The sequence below is a fragment of the Virgibacillus subterraneus genome (genome assembly GCF_900110695.1).
Taxonomy (GTDB): Bacteria; Bacillota; Bacilli; order Bacillales; family Amphibacillaceae; genus Lentibacillus; species Lentibacillus subterraneus.
This window is the reverse complement of record NZ_FOEH01000001.1, coordinates 1,240,746-1,259,022: the sequence shown is the minus strand read 5'-3', so window position 1 is coordinate 1,259,022 and position 18,277 is coordinate 1,240,746. Positions and strand designations below refer to the sequence as shown.

Annotated in this window: 20 protein-coding genes and 1 riboswitch; of the genes, 8 read left to right on the top strand and 12 right to left on the bottom strand. The window is 36.9% G+C overall.

Features of this window, described 5'->3' with window-relative positions; all coding sequences use genetic code 11:
- The first annotated feature begins 69 nt into the window (after positions 1-69).
- Entirely contained in the window at positions 70-924 is an 855-nt protein-coding gene (locus BMY13_RS05885) for a YitT family protein (RefSeq protein WP_092492082.1), read from the top strand.
- Positions 925-1,211: 287 nt separating this feature from the next.
- Here the strand turns inward: BMY13_RS05885 and BMY13_RS05880 are convergent, their stop codons facing one another.
- Complete coding sequence (locus BMY13_RS05880) at positions 1,212-2,129, bottom strand: proline dehydrogenase family protein (RefSeq protein WP_092492081.1); 918 nt, start codon at positions 2,127-2,129, stop codon at positions 1,212-1,214.
- 248 nt (positions 2,130-2,377) lie between these two features.
- Complete coding sequence (copZ, locus tag BMY13_RS05875) at positions 2,378-2,584, bottom strand: copper chaperone CopZ (RefSeq protein WP_092492080.1); 207 nt, start codon at positions 2,582-2,584, stop codon at positions 2,378-2,380.
- A 212-nt stretch (positions 2,585-2,796) separates the two neighbouring features.
- On the opposite strand from copZ, the gene BMY13_RS05870 reads away from it, so the two are divergent.
- Genes BMY13_RS05870 through crcB (BMY13_RS05845) form a run of 6 tightly spaced genes read left to right on the top strand, consistent with a single transcriptional unit; the run spans position 2,797 to position 6,479 of the window.
- Complete coding sequence (locus BMY13_RS05870; protein ID WP_092503234.1) at positions 2,797-3,717, top strand: metal ABC transporter solute-binding protein, Zn/Mn family; 921 nt, start codon at positions 2,797-2,799, stop codon at positions 3,715-3,717.
- 12 nt (positions 3,718-3,729) lie between these two features.
- The gene (locus BMY13_RS05865; protein ID WP_092492078.1) at positions 3,730-4,485 is read left to right on the top strand and encodes a metal ABC transporter ATP-binding protein; all 756 of its coding nucleotides are present in this window, start codon (positions 3,730-3,732) and stop codon (positions 4,483-4,485) included.
- Between the two features lie 16 nt (positions 4,486-4,501).
- Positions 4,502-5,356, top strand: coding sequence for a metal ABC transporter permease (locus tag BMY13_RS05860; RefSeq protein WP_092492077.1), 855 nt, complete (start codon positions 4,502-4,504; stop codon positions 5,354-5,356).
- Entirely contained in the window at positions 5,353-5,766 is a 414-nt protein-coding gene (locus tag BMY13_RS05855) for a Fur family transcriptional regulator (protein ID WP_092503232.1), read from the top strand. The genes BMY13_RS05860 and BMY13_RS05855 overlap by 4 nt, the downstream gene beginning before the upstream one ends.
- Positions 5,767-5,769: 3 nt before the next feature.
- The gene (crcB, locus tag BMY13_RS05850; RefSeq protein ID WP_092503230.1) at positions 5,770-6,147 is read left to right on the top strand and encodes a fluoride efflux transporter CrcB; all 378 of its coding nucleotides are present in this window, start codon (positions 5,770-5,772) and stop codon (positions 6,145-6,147) included.
- Positions 6,144-6,479, top strand: coding sequence for a fluoride efflux transporter CrcB (crcB, locus tag BMY13_RS05845; RefSeq protein WP_092503228.1), 336 nt, complete (start codon positions 6,144-6,146; stop codon positions 6,477-6,479). The genes crcB (BMY13_RS05850) and crcB (BMY13_RS05845) overlap by 4 nt, the downstream gene beginning before the upstream one ends.
- 225 nt (positions 6,480-6,704) lie before the next feature.
- On the opposite strand, the gene BMY13_RS05840 is transcribed toward crcB (BMY13_RS05845), so the two are convergent.
- The 4 genes from BMY13_RS05840 to BMY13_RS05825 all read right to left on the bottom strand — a co-directional run bounded on the left by BMY13_RS05840 (position 6,705) and on the right by BMY13_RS05825 (position 9,700).
- On the bottom strand, positions 6,705-7,508 hold the full coding sequence (locus BMY13_RS05840) for a VLRF1 family aeRF1-type release factor (protein WP_092503226.1): 804 nt from the start codon (positions 7,506-7,508) through the stop codon (positions 6,705-6,707).
- A gap of 66 nt (positions 7,509-7,574) precedes the next feature.
- Positions 7,575-7,889, bottom strand: a complete 315-nt coding sequence (locus BMY13_RS05835; RefSeq protein WP_092492072.1) for a DMT family transporter — start codon at positions 7,887-7,889, stop codon at positions 7,575-7,577.
- Positions 7,889-8,224 carry a DMT family transporter gene (locus tag BMY13_RS05830; protein WP_092503224.1) on the bottom strand — a complete coding sequence of 112 codons (336 nt, stop codon included), beginning with the start codon at positions 8,222-8,224 and terminating at the stop codon, positions 7,889-7,891. The genes BMY13_RS05835 and BMY13_RS05830 overlap by 1 nt, the downstream gene beginning before the upstream one ends.
- Before the next feature lie 53 nt (positions 8,225-8,277).
- Positions 8,278-8,366, bottom strand: a riboswitch (guanidine-I (ykkC/yxkD leader).
- A 50-nt stretch (positions 8,367-8,416) separates the two neighbouring features.
- Positions 8,417-9,700, bottom strand: a complete 1,284-nt coding sequence (locus tag BMY13_RS05825; RefSeq protein WP_092503221.1) for a hemolysin family protein — start codon at positions 9,698-9,700, stop codon at positions 8,417-8,419.
- 97 nt (positions 9,701-9,797) lie between these two features.
- Here BMY13_RS05825 and BMY13_RS05820 point away from each other — a divergent pair, with 97 nt between their 5' ends.
- On the top strand, positions 9,798-10,367 hold the full coding sequence (locus BMY13_RS05820) for a YitT family protein (RefSeq protein WP_092503219.1): 570 nt from the start codon (positions 9,798-9,800) through the stop codon (positions 10,365-10,367).
- A gap of 38 nt (positions 10,368-10,405) precedes the next feature.
- Here the strand turns inward: BMY13_RS05820 and BMY13_RS05815 are convergent, their stop codons facing one another.
- The 6 genes from BMY13_RS05815 to aceB form a co-directional block, all read right to left on the bottom strand.
- Positions 10,406-11,914, bottom strand: coding sequence for a BCCT family transporter (locus BMY13_RS05815; RefSeq protein ID WP_092492068.1), 1,509 nt, complete (start codon positions 11,912-11,914; stop codon positions 10,406-10,408).
- Between the two features lie 222 nt (positions 11,915-12,136).
- Positions 12,137-12,316, bottom strand: a complete 180-nt coding sequence (locus BMY13_RS19695; protein WP_139184803.1) for a hypothetical protein — start codon at positions 12,314-12,316, stop codon at positions 12,137-12,139.
- Positions 12,317-12,704: 388 nt separating this feature from the next.
- Positions 12,705-13,295 carry a nitroreductase family protein gene (locus tag BMY13_RS05810; RefSeq protein ID WP_092503217.1) on the bottom strand — a complete coding sequence of 197 codons (591 nt, stop codon included), beginning with the start codon at positions 13,293-13,295 and terminating at the stop codon, positions 12,705-12,707.
- Between the two features lie 369 nt (positions 13,296-13,664).
- Complete coding sequence (locus tag BMY13_RS05805) at positions 13,665-14,855, bottom strand: C40 family peptidase (RefSeq protein WP_092503215.1); 1,191 nt, start codon at positions 14,853-14,855, stop codon at positions 13,665-13,667.
- Between the two features lie 433 nt (positions 14,856-15,288).
- Positions 15,289-16,569, bottom strand: a complete 1,281-nt coding sequence (gene aceA, locus BMY13_RS05800; protein WP_092503213.1) for an isocitrate lyase — start codon at positions 16,567-16,569, stop codon at positions 15,289-15,291.
- A 2-nt stretch (positions 16,570-16,571) separates the two neighbouring features.
- On the bottom strand, positions 16,572-18,131 hold the full coding sequence (gene aceB / locus BMY13_RS05795; RefSeq protein ID WP_092503211.1) for a malate synthase A: 1,560 nt from the start codon (positions 18,129-18,131) through the stop codon (positions 16,572-16,574).
- Between the last annotated feature and the right edge of the window lie 146 nt (positions 18,132-18,277).

The following is an 18,277-nucleotide window of genomic DNA, read 5'->3' as shown; positions in this document are numbered from 1 at the left end:
TGACTTTAATGACTTGTGAAACTGCGTTAAACTATTAAAGGCTTCATATACAGAAAGGACCTGACAGTTATGAACAAGAAACTTGTAACCGAATACTTACAGATTGTTATTGGTGCTTCACTCGTCGCACTTTCATATAATATATTCCTATTACCTTCAAAACTAGCAGCCGGTGGTATTTCCGGGATAAGTACAATTCTTTTTGAACTATACGAATTAAGTCCTGCATACACGCAGTTTTTAATTAATCTTCCCATTTTTATAATCGGCTGGCTTGCAATGGGTAAAGATTTTAGTTGGAAGACATTATTAGGAACATTTTGGGTACCTTTTGTTATTTTCCTAAGTGCTGATTTTCCTTACACAATTAACAACCCGCTACTAGGCGCAATCTATGGTGGTATTGTTTTAGGTGCCGGTCTTGGAACTGTTTATAAAGGAAATGGATCTACCGGTGGTACCGCCGCAATTGCTCAAGTTGTAAAGAAATTTACTGGACTATCAAGTGGGTACTCTCAGTTAATTGTAGATGGGTTTGTTGTTGTATCTTCTATTATCGTGTTTAATCTGGAACTTACACTTTTTGCTTTAATGTGTATCTATGTAACAAGTAAAACAATTGACATCGTTCAATTACGCACATCTGCATCCAAATTAATTCTGATTATCACTGAAGATGAAGACAAAATCCAAGGTCTTATTGGTGAACGGATAGATCGTGGATTAACTAAGGTTCGAACTATAGGCGGCTATTCAAATGAAAATAAAACAATGATTCTTTGTGTTACTGAACAACAAGAAGCAGTTCAACTGAAAAAAACATTGCAAAAAGAGGTGCCAACATCCTTTGTCATATTCCTTAATGCATCAGAAGTACTGGGACGAGGATTCTCGCTGGATAAATATTATGGGCAGAAGTTTTAAAAAGTGGCTTCTTTATAGCAATTAGCAGCAGATATAGTTATTTAGTTATTAAAATAACAGATGATGCATTTAAATTATGTTGCAATGCTACACGGAGACTCATGCGGGAACAGCGGCCAGGTCAAGATCCCACAGCGAATGGTTTTGGTTAGCGAGGAGCCTCGACGGTCGCCCGCGGAAAGCGTAGTGTATTTCTGGAGCGTATGTTATGTTGAAGTTATATCAATAGCGACAAATTATATAAAATCCCTCGTATCCAATCTGATACGGGGGATTTAATTGATCTATTATTTTTTAAAGATTCCCTTTAAGACAAACATTACATTAGCCGGACGTTCTGCCAGGCGACGCATGTTGTAACCGTACCAGTCTTTACCGTATGGCACATATACACGCATTTTATATCCTTGTTTTCTCAGCCTGTTCTGTAATTCAATCCGAATACCAAACAACATTTGAAATTCAAATTGTTCACGTGGAATATTATGTTCTTGTTCCAGTTGTTTCACATAATCGATAATTGCATCATCATGTGTTCCAACAGCAGTGTAATTACCATTTAATAAATTCATTTTAATTAGCTTTTTATAATTCTCATCAACGTCTTTCTTATCAGGGAAAGCGACTTCAGGTGACTCTTTGTATGCCCCTTTTACAAGACGAAGATACGGATTATATTCATCAAGATCTTGTAAGTCCTCTTCTGTACGATATAAGTACGCCTGTAGTACTGTACCAATATTTTCATACTCACTTCGCAATTCTTTGAAAATATCCAATGTTTTGCCACAACGTTCGTAGTCTTCCATATCAATCGTCACGGTTACATTATGCTGCTTACCTGCATCAAGAATTTTTCGCAAACTATCCATTACTAATTCTTCCGATATATCCAGTCCCAGTGATGTCAGTTTTAGAGACAACTCAGAATCCAAACCTTTATCTGCAATCTTCTTTATTGCATTAATACATTCATCAGCAGATTCTTTAGCCTCTTGCTCATTATCGACAAACTCTCCAAGATGATCGATCGTAACGACAAATCCATCATTGTTTATTTCCTTGATCTTTCTTGCTGCATGATCAATATCTATACCTGCAACAAAACGGGATGCACCAAATTTGAACCCGTATTTTTTCGCCAATTTTGTAAGCGTTTTATTTTTTGATAAAAATAAGAAGAAGTTACGCATAAGTTGTTCCACGCTGATTACCCCCAACTAAAAAAATTTTCTGTATTACATATTCTGTGCACAATTAATATCATATCATGTATTTCTTGAAAAGAGTATCATTTTTTACGTTTTATGAGTGATTTCAGCCTTTTTTGGCGAAATTAATCGATTTATGTCGTTTCTTCTCGCTTTTATGGATAGTAAATCCAGTTTCCGCTATATTGTAAGCAATTATATAAGAGAAGCTGAATTCCATTTTAAGGAATACAGCTCATATCTCATGCTACTATATCATAGCCTTGGTCTTCTATTGCTTCCCGCATATCAGCTACGCTAGCTTTTGCATCATCGTAGGTTACGTCGACTTTCCCAGATCCAAGGTTAACCTCCACACCAGTAATTCCATCTAATTCTTCCAAAGCACCTTTTACTGAACTTTCACAGTGTCCACACGTCATTCCTTTTACCTCTAAAGTAATCTGCATATAAATAACCTCCTAATAATTGAGCAAATTAAAATTAATATCTAGAATTGGGAATTACCATAGGATTATTGTCCTATATAAATATAATAACTTTTAACTACTTTTCTTACAATTAATTGATCCCTCATCACTAATCGAAATCATTCCTATTTACAAATCGTAATCATTACGATAATATAATATAACAAACTATAAATGAGAGGGTTAAATTCATGAGAAGAACACATTACGCATTTATCTTAATTACTATTATAGGAATCATTGCGTCAGGATGCTCATCCTCCTCTGATTCTAAAAATAACAATGATTTAACACTATACACATCAATTTATCCAATACAGTATGCCGTTGAAAGAATTGGCAGCGAAACGGTAAATATAAAATCGATTTATCCTCCAGGTGTTGATGCGCACACATATGAACCTACCTCCAAAGAAATGACGACTATAGCAGACGGAAATGCATTCATTTACCTCGGTGCAGGGATGGAAGGATTTGCTGAAACTGCTGCATCTGCACTCGATTCCCAGGATATTAGATTGATTGAAATAGGGTCACAAGAAGAATTATTTCATCAAGATGCAAATAATAACACTGAACATGACCACAGCGATCGTAATCCTCACATTTGGTTAGATCCAAAGCGTATGCTTAAAATGTCCAGTTATATTAAAGGCAAGCTTATCGAAATGGATCCTGAAAATAAACAGGCATATACAAAAAACTTTAATGATCTAAAAGAAGATCTATTAGCATTAGATAAACGTTTTGAAGAAACACTACAACCAAAAGTCAAAAAGGAGATCCTCGTATCACACGCAGCATACGGATATTGGGAAGAGCGTTATGACATCGAGCAAATTGCTATAAGTGGATTGTCTTCGAGTGACGAACCATCACAAAAAGAATTAACCGAAATTATTGACCTGGCAGAAGAGAAAAAGTTAAATTATGTTATTTTTGAACAAAGTGGCTCTGATAAAGTTTCCAAAATTATTCAGGATCAAATAGGTGCAGAAGCATTGTACATCCATAACCTTTCTGTATTAAACGAAGAGGATATTGAAAATGAAGCAGATTATCTATCTTTAATGAACAAAAACCTTGAAGTACTTGATAAAGCTACAAATTAGGAGGATTCCCCTATGAATGAACCAATCATTTCTATGAAAAATATTGAATATGCATATGAAAATAAAAGTGTCCTGAGTAATATAAACTTTGAAATTCCGCAAGGCTCTTTTATGGGGTTAGTAGGACCAAATGGCGGGGGAAAAACAACGTTAATTAAGCTCATTCTTGGACTACTAAAACCGGATAGTGGCTCCATTGACCTTTTCGGCCAGCCAATTGATAAGTTTAAAGCATGGGATAAAATTGGTTTTGTATCTCAAAAATCCAATTCATTCAACAAGGGGTTTCCAGCAACTGTTTTTGAAGTTGTCTCAATGGGACTGACTGCAAAAGTCGGATATTTGAAGTTTTTCACTACAAAACATAAAAAGAAAATCTTGCATACCATTGACCAAGTGGGTATGGGGGAATACGCTTATGAGAATATCGGTAATCTCTCAGGTGGTCAGCAACAGCGCATCTTTATTGCCCGATCATTAGTTAGTGACCCGGAGTTACTCATTCTTGACGAACCTACTGTTGGTGTCGATTATGAAAATGTGCAGCGTTTTTACGAGCTATTGCATCAGTTAAATAACGAACAGAACATTACTTTACTCCTTGTTACGCATGACACTGGAACAATGACTGAGCATGCGACAGATATTGTTTGCTTGAACAAAACACTGCATTTTCATGGAAATCCTAAAGAGTATTTATCGTTATCAGAGAAAGATTTATCACAGTTCTACGGTCATCCAGTAAATATAGTTACACACGATCATTAACGTTGGGGGAAAGAATATGCTAGCTGATTTTATACAATACGACTTTTTGCGAAACACATTTTTAACCGGACTATTAATTGGAATCATCGCACCACTGCTTGGTACTTTCATTGTAGTCCGTCGTCTTTCCCTTATCGCTGATGCGTTATCACATGTAACTTTAGCCGGTATTGCATTTGGTCTATTAATAGAGAAAAAGTTCGCAGCCGGACTTATTACTCCATTGTATAGTGGGATGGCATTCTCAGTACTTGGTTCAATTTTTATTGAAAAGCTACGAGGCGTGTATCAAGCATATCAAGAACTGGCAATTCCAATTATTTTATCTGGTGGTGTCGGTCTAAGTGTTATATTTATTTCACTTGCAGATGGTTTTAATACAGAGCTTTTCAATTATTTATTTGGGTCTGTATCTGCAGTAAGTCAAAATGATTTTTATTCTATCCTGGCAATTTCCATTGTTATCATTCTAGTGATTCGGTTATTTTATAAAGAACTTGTCACCCTATCATTTGATGAAGAACATGCAATCGTCTCAGGAATTCATTCCAAACGGATTCATTTACTTTTTATTGTATTAACTGCATTAGTAATCGCTGCATCGATACGTATTGTTGGCGTTTTACTCGTATCAGCATTAATGACATTGCCTGTTGCAGCAAGCATGCGAATTGCTCGTGGTTTTAAACAAATGATTATATATTCCATTGTCTTCGGTGAGCTAGCTGTTATCATAGGTTTAATATCCGGCTATTATTTCAGTATTCCGCCTGGGGGTACGATTGTCCTTGTATCGATTGTTATTTTACTGCTTTCAATTGGATTGAAACGCTTTACCTATACTCCGAAAAAAGAGAGGGAAGTCGAATGAAGTTACAGGAAGCACTTGAAAAACTTAAAAGCCAAGGCTATAAAACTACTGCAAAACGTCAAGACATCTTGGCCTATTTTGATGAAACTGATGGTTATCGAACTGCAAGAGACTTACTTCAGCACATGGAACCCACATATAAAGGAATAAGCTTTGACACCCTTTACCGTAACTTGCATTTATTTGACGAGGTTGGAATTCTGGAAACTACTGAACTGAACGGGGAAAAACATTTCAGAATTACATGTACCCATCATCATCACCATCACTTTATTTGTAAAGATTGCGGCAAAACAAAAGAAATCGATGTATGTCCAATGAATGAGGTACAGAATTCACTTGGAAACTATGCAATCGAGGGACATAAGTTTGAAATTTATGGTTTGTGTCCGGTGTGTCAGGACGCCTAATTGATGAAGATCTATTTAGCTGTCGGTATCGGAGGTATGGTAGGCGCCTCAGGGAGATATGGAATATCTATTTTATTTTGGACAAATACAAGCTTCCCCTACGCTACTTTAATTGCTAATTTGCTTGGATGTTTTCTGCTCAGTTTCTTACTTCATCATGATTCCATTAAACTTAAGTTGAGTCCAGAAGTGTTTGCAGCACTTGGAACTGGAATGATTGGTTCGTTTACAACTTTTTCAACTTTCGCAGTCGAAACAGTTGAGCTGTTTGATAGTAGCTTCCTCTTAGCTGGTAGCTATATAGTACTTAGTATTATTGGCGGGCTTCTATTTTGTTATCTTGGGTTCAAGATGGCATTTAAAAAGCGGGTGAGAGCATGAATATTATCCTAGTTGCACTCGGCGGTTTTCTTGGAAGCATAGCCCGTTATTATATTTCATTAAAAGCAAATAAACGCCTGATTGGAACTTGGACTGCTAATATTACTGGTTCCATTGTTCTAGCATTACTTTTTCGATATTACTTAGATAATAGCATTTCAGAATGGCTATGGGTGTTTTTAGGAGTTGGCTTTTGCGGGGCGTACACCACATTTTCTACGTTTGGAAATGAAACAATAAAGCTCATATTAGAGAAAAGATATTGGCTGGCAATAGGGTATGTACTTAGCTCACTTACAGTATCAGTGTTGTTTGTTTACGTTTTAATCTAAAACTTATTTAGGAAACTATTAAAAGAACTGTACCACGATTAAATATGTGGTACAGCTTTTATATATATGAACCGATTTTAACCCCTGGATAATCGAAAAGTAGGTAGATACGATTGGTTTTGTATTATCATTTGATGTTCACGCTGTTCTGTCGATGTTTCCATTCTTCTGTTGATGTTCCCATTCTTCTGTTGATGTTTCCACACTCATTCCGTAATATCATACTCAGCTAAATACTTCTTCCAAAACCTTTTCTTCATCGTGGTCAAGCATATTTTTTTGAATAACTTGATCGGCTGATTTGTTCATTTGGTCTTCCAGTTCGTGTGATGCATCAGACTCACCTACTACATAAATCTTCTCCCATTTACGGTCTTTGGCTTTCTTGTCTAATTTTGGTGCAATACTTTTATACCAACGTTGTTTGTTCGCTTCATATCGATCCTTGAAATTTTCCTGCTGCAGACTTTTACCACCTGATCCCATGGATGCGTCTGCTTTATGTGGACCTGAGAATTGACGCCAATCATCTGTATTAATATCAAGTTCGTAGTAAATTGTATCCTCAATCTCATTAAGGTGTGTTTCCATTACTTTTATTTGATTTTGCTGTACAAGAATAATTCCGGATTTCGGAAAGTTATCATTAAGTGCTTTAAGTTGATCAACTTTTGCATTTTCTTCCCAGAAAAATTCTGTCTTCAATCGCATTTGCACACGTGCTGCATACCAAACATCTTCATTAGCGGTTGCAAATAAGACAATGCCCTTTCTAAAATGCTGTTCATTAGCATGGACGTACTTTTCAACCTTTTGCTTAATCAGTTGAAAATTCTTAAGTTCTTCTTTGTTATCATCTTCTTCTAAATAGCTTTCAAAATTCCGCAACCCATTTTTAAGATGAATTTTCCACTCCCCAGCCTGCTGCTCCGGGTCAGAAGGATCTGTATTCAGATACATGGAAAACACCTTGTTTGCACCGTCTTTTCTAACCTTCTCTAGCTGTTTAATTTGCTCATTTAGATTCATTAGATATCGGCACTCCTTTCAATTTCTTAATTTACGTTTATCCGGTATCAGGCAGAATTAAACATACTATGAAGTCAGTTTCAATCCAACTGCAGCCGAAAGAACCATGCTAATAAATAAAAGACGGCGCCAATCCCTTGATTCCCCATATACAATCATTCCAATTAAAGTACTTCCAGCTGTCCCAATTCCTGTCCATATCGCATAAGCCGTACTCATTGGAATAGATTCCATTGCAAGTGCCAAAAAAATAAAGCTAATTGTAAATCCACCAAACAACCACCCGAATGTCAGAAAGTTCATCTTCCTATTCACTTTATTAATGCCCATAACTCCCGCCACTTCACCAAATCCGGCAATTAGTAAAAAAATCCAACTCATTATGAACCCTCTCCTTCATACTCAGTTGTTATTGTTTTAAGTCCGATAACACCAGTTAGTAATAGCAGAATCAATATGATTTTTACCAAATTAAATGGCTCACCAAACAACACAATTTCTAATATAACTGTCCCAGCATTACCCATTCCAGTAAAAACTGCATATGAAGTACCTACCGAAAGCTTTCTCGAAGCAATAATTAATAAATGCATACTCAAATAAATGGCAATGGCAGTTAGTACCCATGTTCCCACATTCGACGCATGCTTTAAGCCAATCACCCATCCTATCTCAAAAATTCCAGCCAATAATACAATATTCCAGCTTCGTTTCATTTTACTCAACTCCTCCAATTAAAAAAGCCCGGAAAATATCCATCTTTAAGATATCCTCCCGGGCTTTTATCCCTCCGTGTACACGTTCGTGCGTCTTCTCTCGGACCAGTCCAATAATTGCGGAACCCTAGAAAACTTTTATTAATTAAGTATTAAAACAAGTTTATAATTAATCTAGAAAAAATACGTAAGCTAATACTTTATTATTTTAACTTTTTTTATTTGGTAACCATCAATTTCCTCAACAATAAATTGATACCCTTCACCTTCAACAACTGATCCTTTTTCAGCATCTACGTTATGAGTTATAATCCAGCCACCGATTGTGTCAACTTCATCGTCCTCCAGTTCTGTCCCAAAATACGAATTAATTTCATCCAACAGGACTTTTCCTGCAACAATTGCTGTATCATCACTTACTTTTTCTATCATTGGCTTTTCATTAGCATCAAACTCATCACGAATTTCACCAACGATTTCTTCAAGTATATCTTCAACTGTTACAAGTCCTGCTGTTCCTCCATATTCGTCAATTACAATCGCCATATGAATACGTTCTTTTTGCATTTTAACCAATACTTGTTTAATCGGCGTGATTTCAGATACATGAATTATCGGCCGAATGAACTTTTCAATAGAGTCATAACTCTGATTTATATGACCAGTAAAGATCTCCTTCAAGTTCACCAAGCCGACAATGTGATCCTTGTCTCCATCCGCAACTGGATATCTGGTGAATTGCCCCTCCTGTATTACCTTAATATTTTCATCAAAACTATCCTCTTTAAAGAAACAGATCATCTCGGTACGGGGAATCATAATTTCTTTAGCAACACGTTCATCAAATTCAAAGATATTATTCACATATCTCATTTCTGATTGATTAATTTCACCACTCTTGTAGCTTTGGGACAAAATTAATCGTAACTCTTCCTCAGAATGAGCAACCTCTTGTTCATTCATTGATTTAAAACCAATCATTTTAGTAAGATACCGTGCTGCACCATTTAATAGCCAAATAAATGGGTACATAACTTTATAAAAGAAAATAAGCGGTCTTGCTAAGGATAATGTCACAGCCTCGGCTTTTTGTATAGCGATAGTTTTAGGTGCCAATTCTCCAACAACTACATGTAAAAAAGTGATGATAAAAAAGGCAATTGCAATTGATACACCATGTGAAACCGCCGCATTTATTTCTAGTTCGTCAAAAATCGGCTGCAACAGACTAGCTACAGCAGGTTCACCGAGCCAACCTATACCTAACGCTGTAACTGTTATCCCTAATTGACATGCAGATAAATAAGCATCCAAATTATTAATCAGTTTCCTTGCATGCACAGCTTTCTTATTTCCTTCTTCAATAAGGTGATCAATACGTGTTGTCCGAACTTTTACAATAGCGAATTCGGTTGCTACGAAAAAAGCAGTCATCATTATTAAAATAGCTACTAATAACAAATTTATAATTGTCATTGAGAATCTCCTCACGTTTTAAGGATAAATTACTCTATTAATACATACCTTTTCATAAGGATAAATTATGGACAAGATATGTGGTGAGATTTTGAGTATGTTTAAAAAAATAATATCTATCTTAGCTGGGAGTGTATTCATAGCAATTGGTATTAATTATTTTGCTATTCCACATCATTTAGTAGACGGTGGAATTATTGGGTTAGGACTTATTGCCAAATACACCCTTGGGCTTAAACCAGGACTTACAATTATTGTTTTAAGTCTGCCATTATATATATATGCATGGTTTCATTTTCGATCCTATTTCTATAACGGGTTACATGGTTTATTGGTAACCTCACTTCTTATCGACTATTTTCATCCATTATCATCATGGGATACAGCTCCAATACTAGTCAGTGCAATTACAGGTGGATTTATGATTGGGACTGGTATCGGAATAATGTTATTAACCAAAACTAGTACTGGCGGTGTTGACCTTTTAGCATTAATGATTGCAAAATCAACCACACTTAACGTGGGGATTATTATCTTTATTATTGATTCCATCGTTATACTGTTTGGCTGGATTATCATTCAGGAAACAACTATTATTTTTTCAAGCTTAATGGTAATCATGATTGGATTAACAACATTTACGATTACAAAGTATTATACTGAATAACGATAAGTAGCTAAAAGATACCTTTTAGCTACTTGTTTCTATTTATCATTTTCTTTAGGTAACGGTTCTTTTTTAATCATTTTAATAAAGGATACAACAATTATTAGCAATATAATTGTGAACGGCAGTGCGGATACGAGTGATGCAGTCTGTAAAGCATCCAATCCACCTCCACCTGCAAGCAATAGCACAACCGCTATGGCAGTGATTAGTATTCCCCAAATTACTTTTACAGTTAATGCAGGGTTCAAGCTACCTTTCGATGTCATACTACCAAGAATATAAGTTGCTGAGTCTGCTGATGTAACCAGGAACGTAAAGATTAGAAATATTGATAGCAATGATAATATGGTCGCAAATGGTAAATCACCAAATGATTCAAATAATGCCACAGCTAAATCGGCATCTACAGCTTCAGCTATTTTGGTGCCATTAAATAAATCACTGTGAATTGCGGTACCTCCAAGAGCTGCTATCCATAGGCAAGCAATTAACGGTGGAACTACTAATACACCGAATACAAATTCACGAATTGTTCTGCCTTTCGAAACTCGTGCAACGAATGCACCTACGAATGGTGACCAAGCCGTTGACCATGCCCAATAGAAAATCGTCCAATCACGGATCCAGGTTTCACCTGAATATGGTGTTAATCGCAAACTATATTGGACAAAGCTTGTAATGTAATCACCTAAACCTAATACAAATGTATTTAAGATGAAAACTGTAGGGCCAACAGCAAATACAAATGCTAGTAATACTAAACACAAAGCCAAATTTAAATTACTCAGCCATTTTATCCCCTTATTTAATCCCGTACTGGACGAAATTAAGTATGTTACAAGCATGACTCCAGCAATGGCCATTTGAACCCATATTGAATTTGGGACATCAAAAACACTCTTCAAACCACCATTCATCTGCATTATACCGAGCCCTAAAGAGGTTGCTACACCCATAACAGTTGCAATAACTGCTAACGAATCAATAGTCCCACTTAACCCTTTGTTCTTACCGACAACCGGTTGGATTGCAGTAGAAATAAGACCTTTCTTTTCCTTCTTAAACTGCAGAAATGCAATTACCAGACCTACTATAGCGAAAACGGACCATTGACTAACCCCCCAGTGAAAAAAGGCGTAGCCCATTGCAACTCTTGCAGCTTCCTCCGATTGAGCTTGAATCTCTGGAAATGGGGTGGAAAAAAAGTGACTCATTGGCTCAGCTACGCCCCAAAATACTAGGCCTGCACCGAATCCTGCTGAAAACAACATTCCAATCCAGGTGAAAAATGGATATTCAGGACGAGAATCCGGTGCACCAAGGCGAACTCTTCCATATTTACTGAATGAAAGGCCAACTAAAAATATTACAAAGATAAATACAGCCAAAGAATAAAACCATCCAAAATTGATGGTCGTAAAGTTAAATAGTTTACCTGCTACTTCTCCAAATTTAACTGGCATTGTAGCACCCATAATTACTAATAGTGTTACGATAATTGCTGATACGAAAAATACAGGGTTTTTATATGTATGTTTTTCCATAATTGTTCCTTTCTCACGATAGTATTTTGTTAACATTGGATTGAGAATAAATAAGGGAAGAAAAATAGGTATATCATTTGTAATTTAACCCGAAAAGGGTAACTCTAAACTCCTTATTTTAATTACAGCAACTCCTTTTTAAGATAATAACATTTTTTACAAAAGTAATGGAACTTGAAAAAGTTCTATTTTCATTTTTTATTTAGGCTGTTTTCGTAAGTTTTATTGCTTTCTAATCTTCGTAGTTAATATAGACTGCGACACAATGTTGAAAAAAATTTTACTGCTATGACTCCACTCCGGAAATACACTACGCTTTCCGCGGGCGGCTGTCGAGCCTCCTCGTGCTGCGCACTGCGGGGTCTCCCCGATGCCTTTCCTCCCGCAGGAGTCTCCGTGTATTTCCTGCGCTAAGATTTGTTCACAATGTCCTGGAAATTAAAAAAAATATATTGTGATGGATATAAATACGATTATATACATTTAAACAAGCAGCTGAAATATGCGAGACTCCTGTGGGACAGAGATCCTAAGAGACCCCACAGTGAGCGTTCTTTGCGATCGAGGAGGCTCGTGGTGAGCCCACGGAAAGCGAGTATATTCCAGCTGCGTGGTCAGGGAGACGCATTAAATACTACAAGCCCGGTTACCCTTAGTCTGTGTCGCAGTTTATATCAACTACTGCTAAGATTCACTGCTTGGAAAAAGAACAATCTTTTAGAAAACTCCCTATTTCATAACTGTTTATACGTAAAAATGGCCTCCACATATTGGAGACCATCTTTGTTTGTTATAACTTTTCTGCAAAAGTTCCCTCCGAAATGAATGTATCCACTTCGTTACGGTCGGAAGGTTTTTCTCGTTCCTGTAATTGCTGCTGCAAGTCTTCTTTCTCACCCTGATAACCAATCGCAACAATAGCATGAACCATATAATTTTCAGGTATATTTAATACTTCTTTCGCTTTTGATTTGTCAAATCCACCCATAGCGTGTGATGCCAAGCCATTTCGAGCTGCTTCTAAGGCTAGATAGCCCCACGCAGCACCTGTATCAAAAGCATGTGAAGGATTTTCTCCCCCCATAAATTCTGCATCAGTTTTTGAAACGACAGCTATCAATACCGGTGCTTTTTCGCACCATGCTACATTACCATCAAAGATAAACGAATGAAACCTTTGATGATCTGCTTCTGTACGCGCTACTACAAACCGCCATGGCTGAACATTTGCCGCTGATGGTGCCCATCTTGCTGCCTCAAAAACTGTGTTCAATACATCTTCAGGAACTTCCTTATTTAAAAATGACCTTGGTGACCATCTCTTAATAAAGATAGGATCTATATCGTGAGATGCTTTCCGAAACTCTTTTAATTCATACATTGGTATGTGTGCCTCCTCTGTTCTATATCTGTTGTTAATGTAATAGTTCCGAAAACCATTATACAATCCATACTTACTTTTTGTAACTAATATGCTCGCATTAGAAAACTTGGCTTCTTGCCTAGTCTGGTTGCACTTATGCAATAAGAAGGGATTTATACTTTCTTATTTCGAACAAAGGGCGCTAGTCGCTGGCCGGTGAGAAAGTTACGTCCTGTGGCGTCACTGGCACTATTACGTCTTATCCGTATCCGTGGGATCTGGACGTGGCTGATTCTGTAGTCCAGTTATCCATAGCACTTAAATTTTAGAGTTTCGCTAGACACTAAAAAAGATCTACCCTCAAAGGATAGATCTTTAAATTTAAAATTATTTTATACGGCGTACATGTCCGGCAAAGTGACTTTTCCAATAGCTGTTGTTCATGCTTGCGATTGCCAGCCCAGTACTATTTTGTGAACCAATGAATTTACCATTTCCTAAATATATACCGATATGGCCATTAGTTTTATAAGTATTAAAGAATATGAGGTCACCTGGTTGAATATTACTATAGGAAACTTTACTGCCAGTATATTGCAATTGAGCAGTACTGGAAGGTACTGAAATTCCAGCCTGTGAGAATGCCCATGATATAAATCCAGAGCAATCAAAACCGCTTGGTGAGCCTCCACCCCAAACATAAGGAGTTCCAAGATATGGCATTCCGGCATTCATCACTTCACTAAGACTCCCGCTTGGAGCTTTCTCTTCTTTTTTACTTAGAGTTGTCAGATTACCCCCATCAGAACTTGATGATGAGCCTGAATTGCTATGTACATTTCCTGAACGCTGCTCAACTTCTCGATTGATTGTCACAAGACTTCTTTTCTTATCCTGCAAACTAGACTTTAATGCTCTAAGTTTCTGCTCTTTTTCTTTTAATTCTTTCTTGTCAGCCTCATTTTGTTCCTTTTGGACCAAGATGGTTTCCTTCATGCCTTCCAGTTCCACTTTCATATCATTTAAACCATCAAGTTTTTCTTGGACAGAAGCCTTTTTATCTTCCAATTTGCCAATATCTTCCTTTTGTTGTTTCATAAGCTTATTGTCTGATTCAGCTATTTTAGTAACTGCAGAAACTCGACCGATCAAGTCACTAAAACTTTTTGATCCAAAAATTACCTCTAGATAGTTAACATCCCCACCGCTTTTCTGGTAGGAAACAATACGACTTTTCAAAATCTCATTCCGTACCTCAATATCTCCTTCCAGATTTTTAACATCATTTTCAATTGTATTTATTTCTTCCTTAGTATCTTTAATTTCACTAGTAGTTTCACTCATTTTATCCTTATTTTGTTCCAGGGCATTGTTGACACTGTCTATTTTTTCGTTTAAGTCTTCCAAATCTATCATTACATTGGCTATCTTCTCCTCTGCTTCTGATAGATTGGCATTTAATGTTGAACGTTCAGATTGTGAATTATCTGGTGTCTCTGCATGAACAGAATCAGTTAAAAACGCACTTCCCAAAATAACCACACCTGTTGTGGCTATTATACTTATCGTTTTTTTCATCTTTCTATTCCCCCGCTTCCCCTTATCTTTATGTAAATTCTTTCTCGATTTTGTGAGTAAATTGTAGTAATATGATAAATTACTTAAAATTATGTATCTGCCTTTTTAGGTAATTCGTATTATATCATCTAAAAATGACATGAATGTAATAGAAAGATTACAATTGTATTTCAATTTAAAAAGTATCCTTTATAAAATCAGATGAACCAGTAACTGTCAGTCAAGCCATTCCTCTTTATTCAACCTAAAAAACAATGCAGATACTTAACCAGTCATGACTATCCATACTGCAAAATACCCATATTTTCATCTGATTCTGACATATATGAAAAATTTAATCGGTACATTTTCTGTGATTTCCTTATCCTTCTTTTGCCCTATTACAATTTCATAATAAAAAGGACACTCTCCTAAGAAAGTGTCCTTCTCAATATTATTTCGTAAATTGTTCTTCTTCCGTTGACCCCTTTAACGCTGCAGTAGAAGACTTTCCACCAGATATTACCTGAGCCACCTCATCAAAATATCCCGTTCCGACTTCCCTCTGATGACGTGTGGCACTATATCCGAATTCTTCACTGGAAAATTCCGCTTGCTGCAGTTCAGAATATGCTGCCATTCCATTATCTTTATACTTTCTGGCAAGTTCGAACATGCTATGGTTTAGCGCATGAAACCCAGCCAACGTAACAAATTGAAATTTATAGCCCATCTGAGCAAGTTCATCTTGGAAACTGGCTATTTCCTGCTCCGAAAGTTTGCGCTTCCAGTTGAAGGATGGTGAACAATTATAGGCTAATAGTTTACCAGGATATTTTTCATGAATAGCATCGGCAAATTTTTGTGCCTCCTGCAGGTTTGGTTCTGATGTTTCACACCATATTAAATCTGCATATGGTGCATAAGCAATCCCACGGGCAATCGCTTGATCGATTCCTGCTTTTGTTTTGAAAAATCCCTCCGATGTCCGTTCACCAGTTAAGAAGGAATCATCATATGGGTCGACATCACTTGTAATTAAATCTGCCGCATTTGCATCTGTCCGGGCAATAATTAATGTTGGTGTTCCCATTACATCAGCTGCTAACCTAGCTGAAATTAGGTTCCGCACTGCTGTCTGAGTTGGCAACAACACTTTTCCACCCAAATGACCACATTTCTTTTCCGATGATAGTTGGTCCTCAAAATGTACAGCTGATGCACCTGCCTCAATCATAGATTTCATTAATTCAAAAACATTTAACTGCCCGCCAAAACCCGCTTCCGCATCAGCAACAATTGGTGCAAACCAATCAATTGAATCATCACCTTCAGCATGATGGATTTGATCTGCACGTTGTAATGCCTGGTTAATTCGCTGCACAACATTCGGAACACTATTAACTGGGTATAAACTTTGATCCGGATACATCTGACCGGACATATTGGCATCTGCCGCTACCTGCCAGCCGCTCAAGTATATAGCTTTCAATCCTGCTTTAACTTGCTGCACCGCTTGATTACCTGTTAGTGCACCTAATGCATTCACATAGCCATTATCACTATTAACCAAATTCCATAATTTCTCTGAACCTTTTTTTGCTAGTGTATGTTCAATATCTATAGAACCACGTAGCCGAATAACATCCTCTGCCTCATATGGTCGTTCTACATTCACCCACCGTATATTCTGGTCCCACTCATTTTTAATTTGCTCCACCCGGTTACTTTCCATTATTAAATTTCTCCTTTCGTTAATCGTTTATATGCTGGTATAGTTAAAAAATCCACGAAATCATCTTGCGCGATAAGATCCCTGAATAAACTGGAAGCTTCTTTATAATTCTCTTCTTCAAATTCTTCTTGTAATATTTCGTCTATCATTTTCAATGTAACTTTCCGCTGATCTTCAAGGACTCCCTTAGGATGACGAATCCATTGCCATAATTGTGCACGTGAAATTTCTGCTGTGGCAGCATCCTCCATTAAATTATTGATTGGAACTGCACCACGTCCTTGAAGCCAAGCTGCTATATATTGAATACCTACCGTTATGTTTGTTCGTACTCCTTGTTCCGTTATTTTTCCTTGTGGTACTTCCAGCAAGTCTTCGCGTGAAACATCTACATCAGCACGTTTCCTTGAAATTTGATTGGGCTCCGGCATACTTTTATCAAATATATCTTTTACAAACTGAACCATTCCCGGATGTGCAACCCATGTTCCATCATGTCCATCCGTTACTTCACGTTCTTTGTCTGCACGAACTTTCTGAAATGATGCTTCATTTGCTTGTGGATCATTTTTCACTGGAATCTGTGCTGCCATTCCACCTATTGCCGGTGCGTTCCGCCTGTGACAAGTCTTAATCGCTAGTAATGAATAGGCACGCATAAATGGAACATCCATTGTTACAGTAGAACGATCTGGAAAGAGAACCTCAGGATGGTTTTGGAATTTCTTAATAAAGCTGAAAATGTAATCCCACCTGCCGCAATTGAGCCCTGCTGAATGCTCACGTAATTCATATAAGATTTCATCCATCTCAAATGCCGCAGTAATCGTTTCTATTAGTACAGTTGCCCTTATCGATCCTTGTGGTATAACCAACTCATTTTGTGCGAAGATAAATACATCATTCCACAGCCGTGCCTCCAGGTGATTTTCAAGTTTCGGCAAATAAAAATAGGGACCAGATCCACGCCTTAGCAATTCTTTTGCATTGTGAAAAAAATAGAGTCCAAAGTCTACTAAACTAGCAGAAATAGGTTTTCCATTGATTGTTAGATTCTGCTCTTCAAGGTGCCAACCACGTGGACGAACAATTAAAACTGCTGTACTATCATTTAATTTGTATTCTTTGCCATTATCTCCCTGAAAATCGATTTCTTTTCGAATGGCATCCTTTAAATTTATTTGGCCATTTATAACATTTTCCCATGATGGAGATGTTGCGTCTTCAAAGTCTGCCATGAAAGTCTTTGCACCTGAATTTAGTGCATTAATGACCATTTTTCGATCAACCGGTCCGGTGATTTCAACCCGACGATCCTGTAAATCTGTTGGCATTGGCTCAATTGTCCAATTGCTTTCACGAATTTCACATGTATCAGATAAAAAATCAAGATCATGTTCGCCTTTCTGTAACTCATTCCGAAGTTCCAACAGCCTTTTTCTACGTTCCTCAAAATGTAAATGAAGTTTTGCAATAAAGTTCAGAGCATCATCTGTTAAGACTTCATCAAATTTATCACCCCAATGATTTATTATTTGTACTTTTTCACTTTTCATCAGCATCAAATTCACACCTTTCTTGTTATAACACAATAACTAAAACTATATATTGTTATATAACAATATATCCAAAAAAATTTATTCTTCCCTTTTCGATAGACAATAATCACATTCTAATGTATAGCTGCGATCGTCAATTTGCTTTCCAC

What these genes read in the sequence shown, in the direction of transcription:
- BMY13_RS05860 (WP_092492077.1), top strand. Translation starts at nt 4,502, where the DNA reads ATGCTAGCTGATTTTATACAATACGACTTTTTGCGAAACACATTTTTA.
- aceB (WP_092503211.1), bottom strand. Translation starts at nt 18,131, where the DNA reads ATGCTGATGAAAAGTGAAAAAGTACAAATAATAAATCATTGGGGTGAT.
- BMY13_RS05885 (WP_092492082.1), top strand. Translation starts at nt 70, where the DNA reads ATGAACAAGAAACTTGTAACCGAATACTTACAGATTGTTATTGGTGCT.
- crcB (WP_092503228.1), top strand. Translation starts at nt 6,144, where the DNA reads ATGAATATTATCCTAGTTGCACTCGGCGGTTTTCTTGGAAGCATAGCC.
- crcB (WP_092503230.1), top strand. Translation starts at nt 5,770, where the DNA reads ATGAAGATCTATTTAGCTGTCGGTATCGGAGGTATGGTAGGCGCCTCA.
- BMY13_RS05835 (WP_092492072.1), bottom strand. Translation starts at nt 7,889, where the DNA reads ATGAGTTGGATTTTTTTACTAATTGCCGGATTTGGTGAAGTGGCGGGA.
- BMY13_RS05865 (WP_092492078.1), top strand. Translation starts at nt 3,730, where the DNA reads ATGAATGAACCAATCATTTCTATGAAAAATATTGAATATGCATATGAA.
- BMY13_RS05825 (WP_092503221.1), bottom strand. Translation starts at nt 9,700, where the DNA reads ATGACAATTATAAATTTGTTATTAGTAGCTATTTTAATAATGATGACT.
- copZ (WP_092492080.1), bottom strand. Translation starts at nt 2,584, where the DNA reads ATGCAGATTACTTTAGAGGTAAAAGGAATGACGTGTGGACACTGTGAA.
- BMY13_RS05810 (WP_092503217.1), bottom strand. Translation starts at nt 13,295, where the DNA reads ATGTATGAATTAAAAGAGTTTCGGAAAGCATCTCACGATATAGATCCT.
- BMY13_RS05805 (WP_092503215.1), bottom strand. Translation starts at nt 14,855, where the DNA reads ATGAAAAAAACGATAAGTATAATAGCCACAACAGGTGTGGTTATTTTG.
- BMY13_RS05830 (WP_092503224.1), bottom strand. Translation starts at nt 8,224, where the DNA reads ATGAAACGAAGCTGGAATATTGTATTATTGGCTGGAATTTTTGAGATA.
- aceA (WP_092503213.1), bottom strand. Translation starts at nt 16,569, where the DNA reads ATGGAAAGTAACCGGGTGGAGCAAATTAAAAATGAGTGGGACCAGAAT.
- BMY13_RS05840 (WP_092503226.1), bottom strand. Translation starts at nt 7,508, where the DNA reads ATGAATCTAAATGAGCAAATTAAACAGCTAGAGAAGGTTAGAAAAGAC.
- BMY13_RS05870 (WP_092503234.1), top strand. Translation starts at nt 2,797, where the DNA reads ATGAGAAGAACACATTACGCATTTATCTTAATTACTATTATAGGAATC.
- BMY13_RS05815 (WP_092492068.1), bottom strand. Translation starts at nt 11,914, where the DNA reads ATGGAAAAACATACATATAAAAACCCTGTATTTTTCGTATCAGCAATT.
- BMY13_RS05855 (WP_092503232.1), top strand. Translation starts at nt 5,353, where the DNA reads ATGAAGTTACAGGAAGCACTTGAAAAACTTAAAAGCCAAGGCTATAAA.
- BMY13_RS05820 (WP_092503219.1), top strand. Translation starts at nt 9,798, where the DNA reads ATGTTTAAAAAAATAATATCTATCTTAGCTGGGAGTGTATTCATAGCA.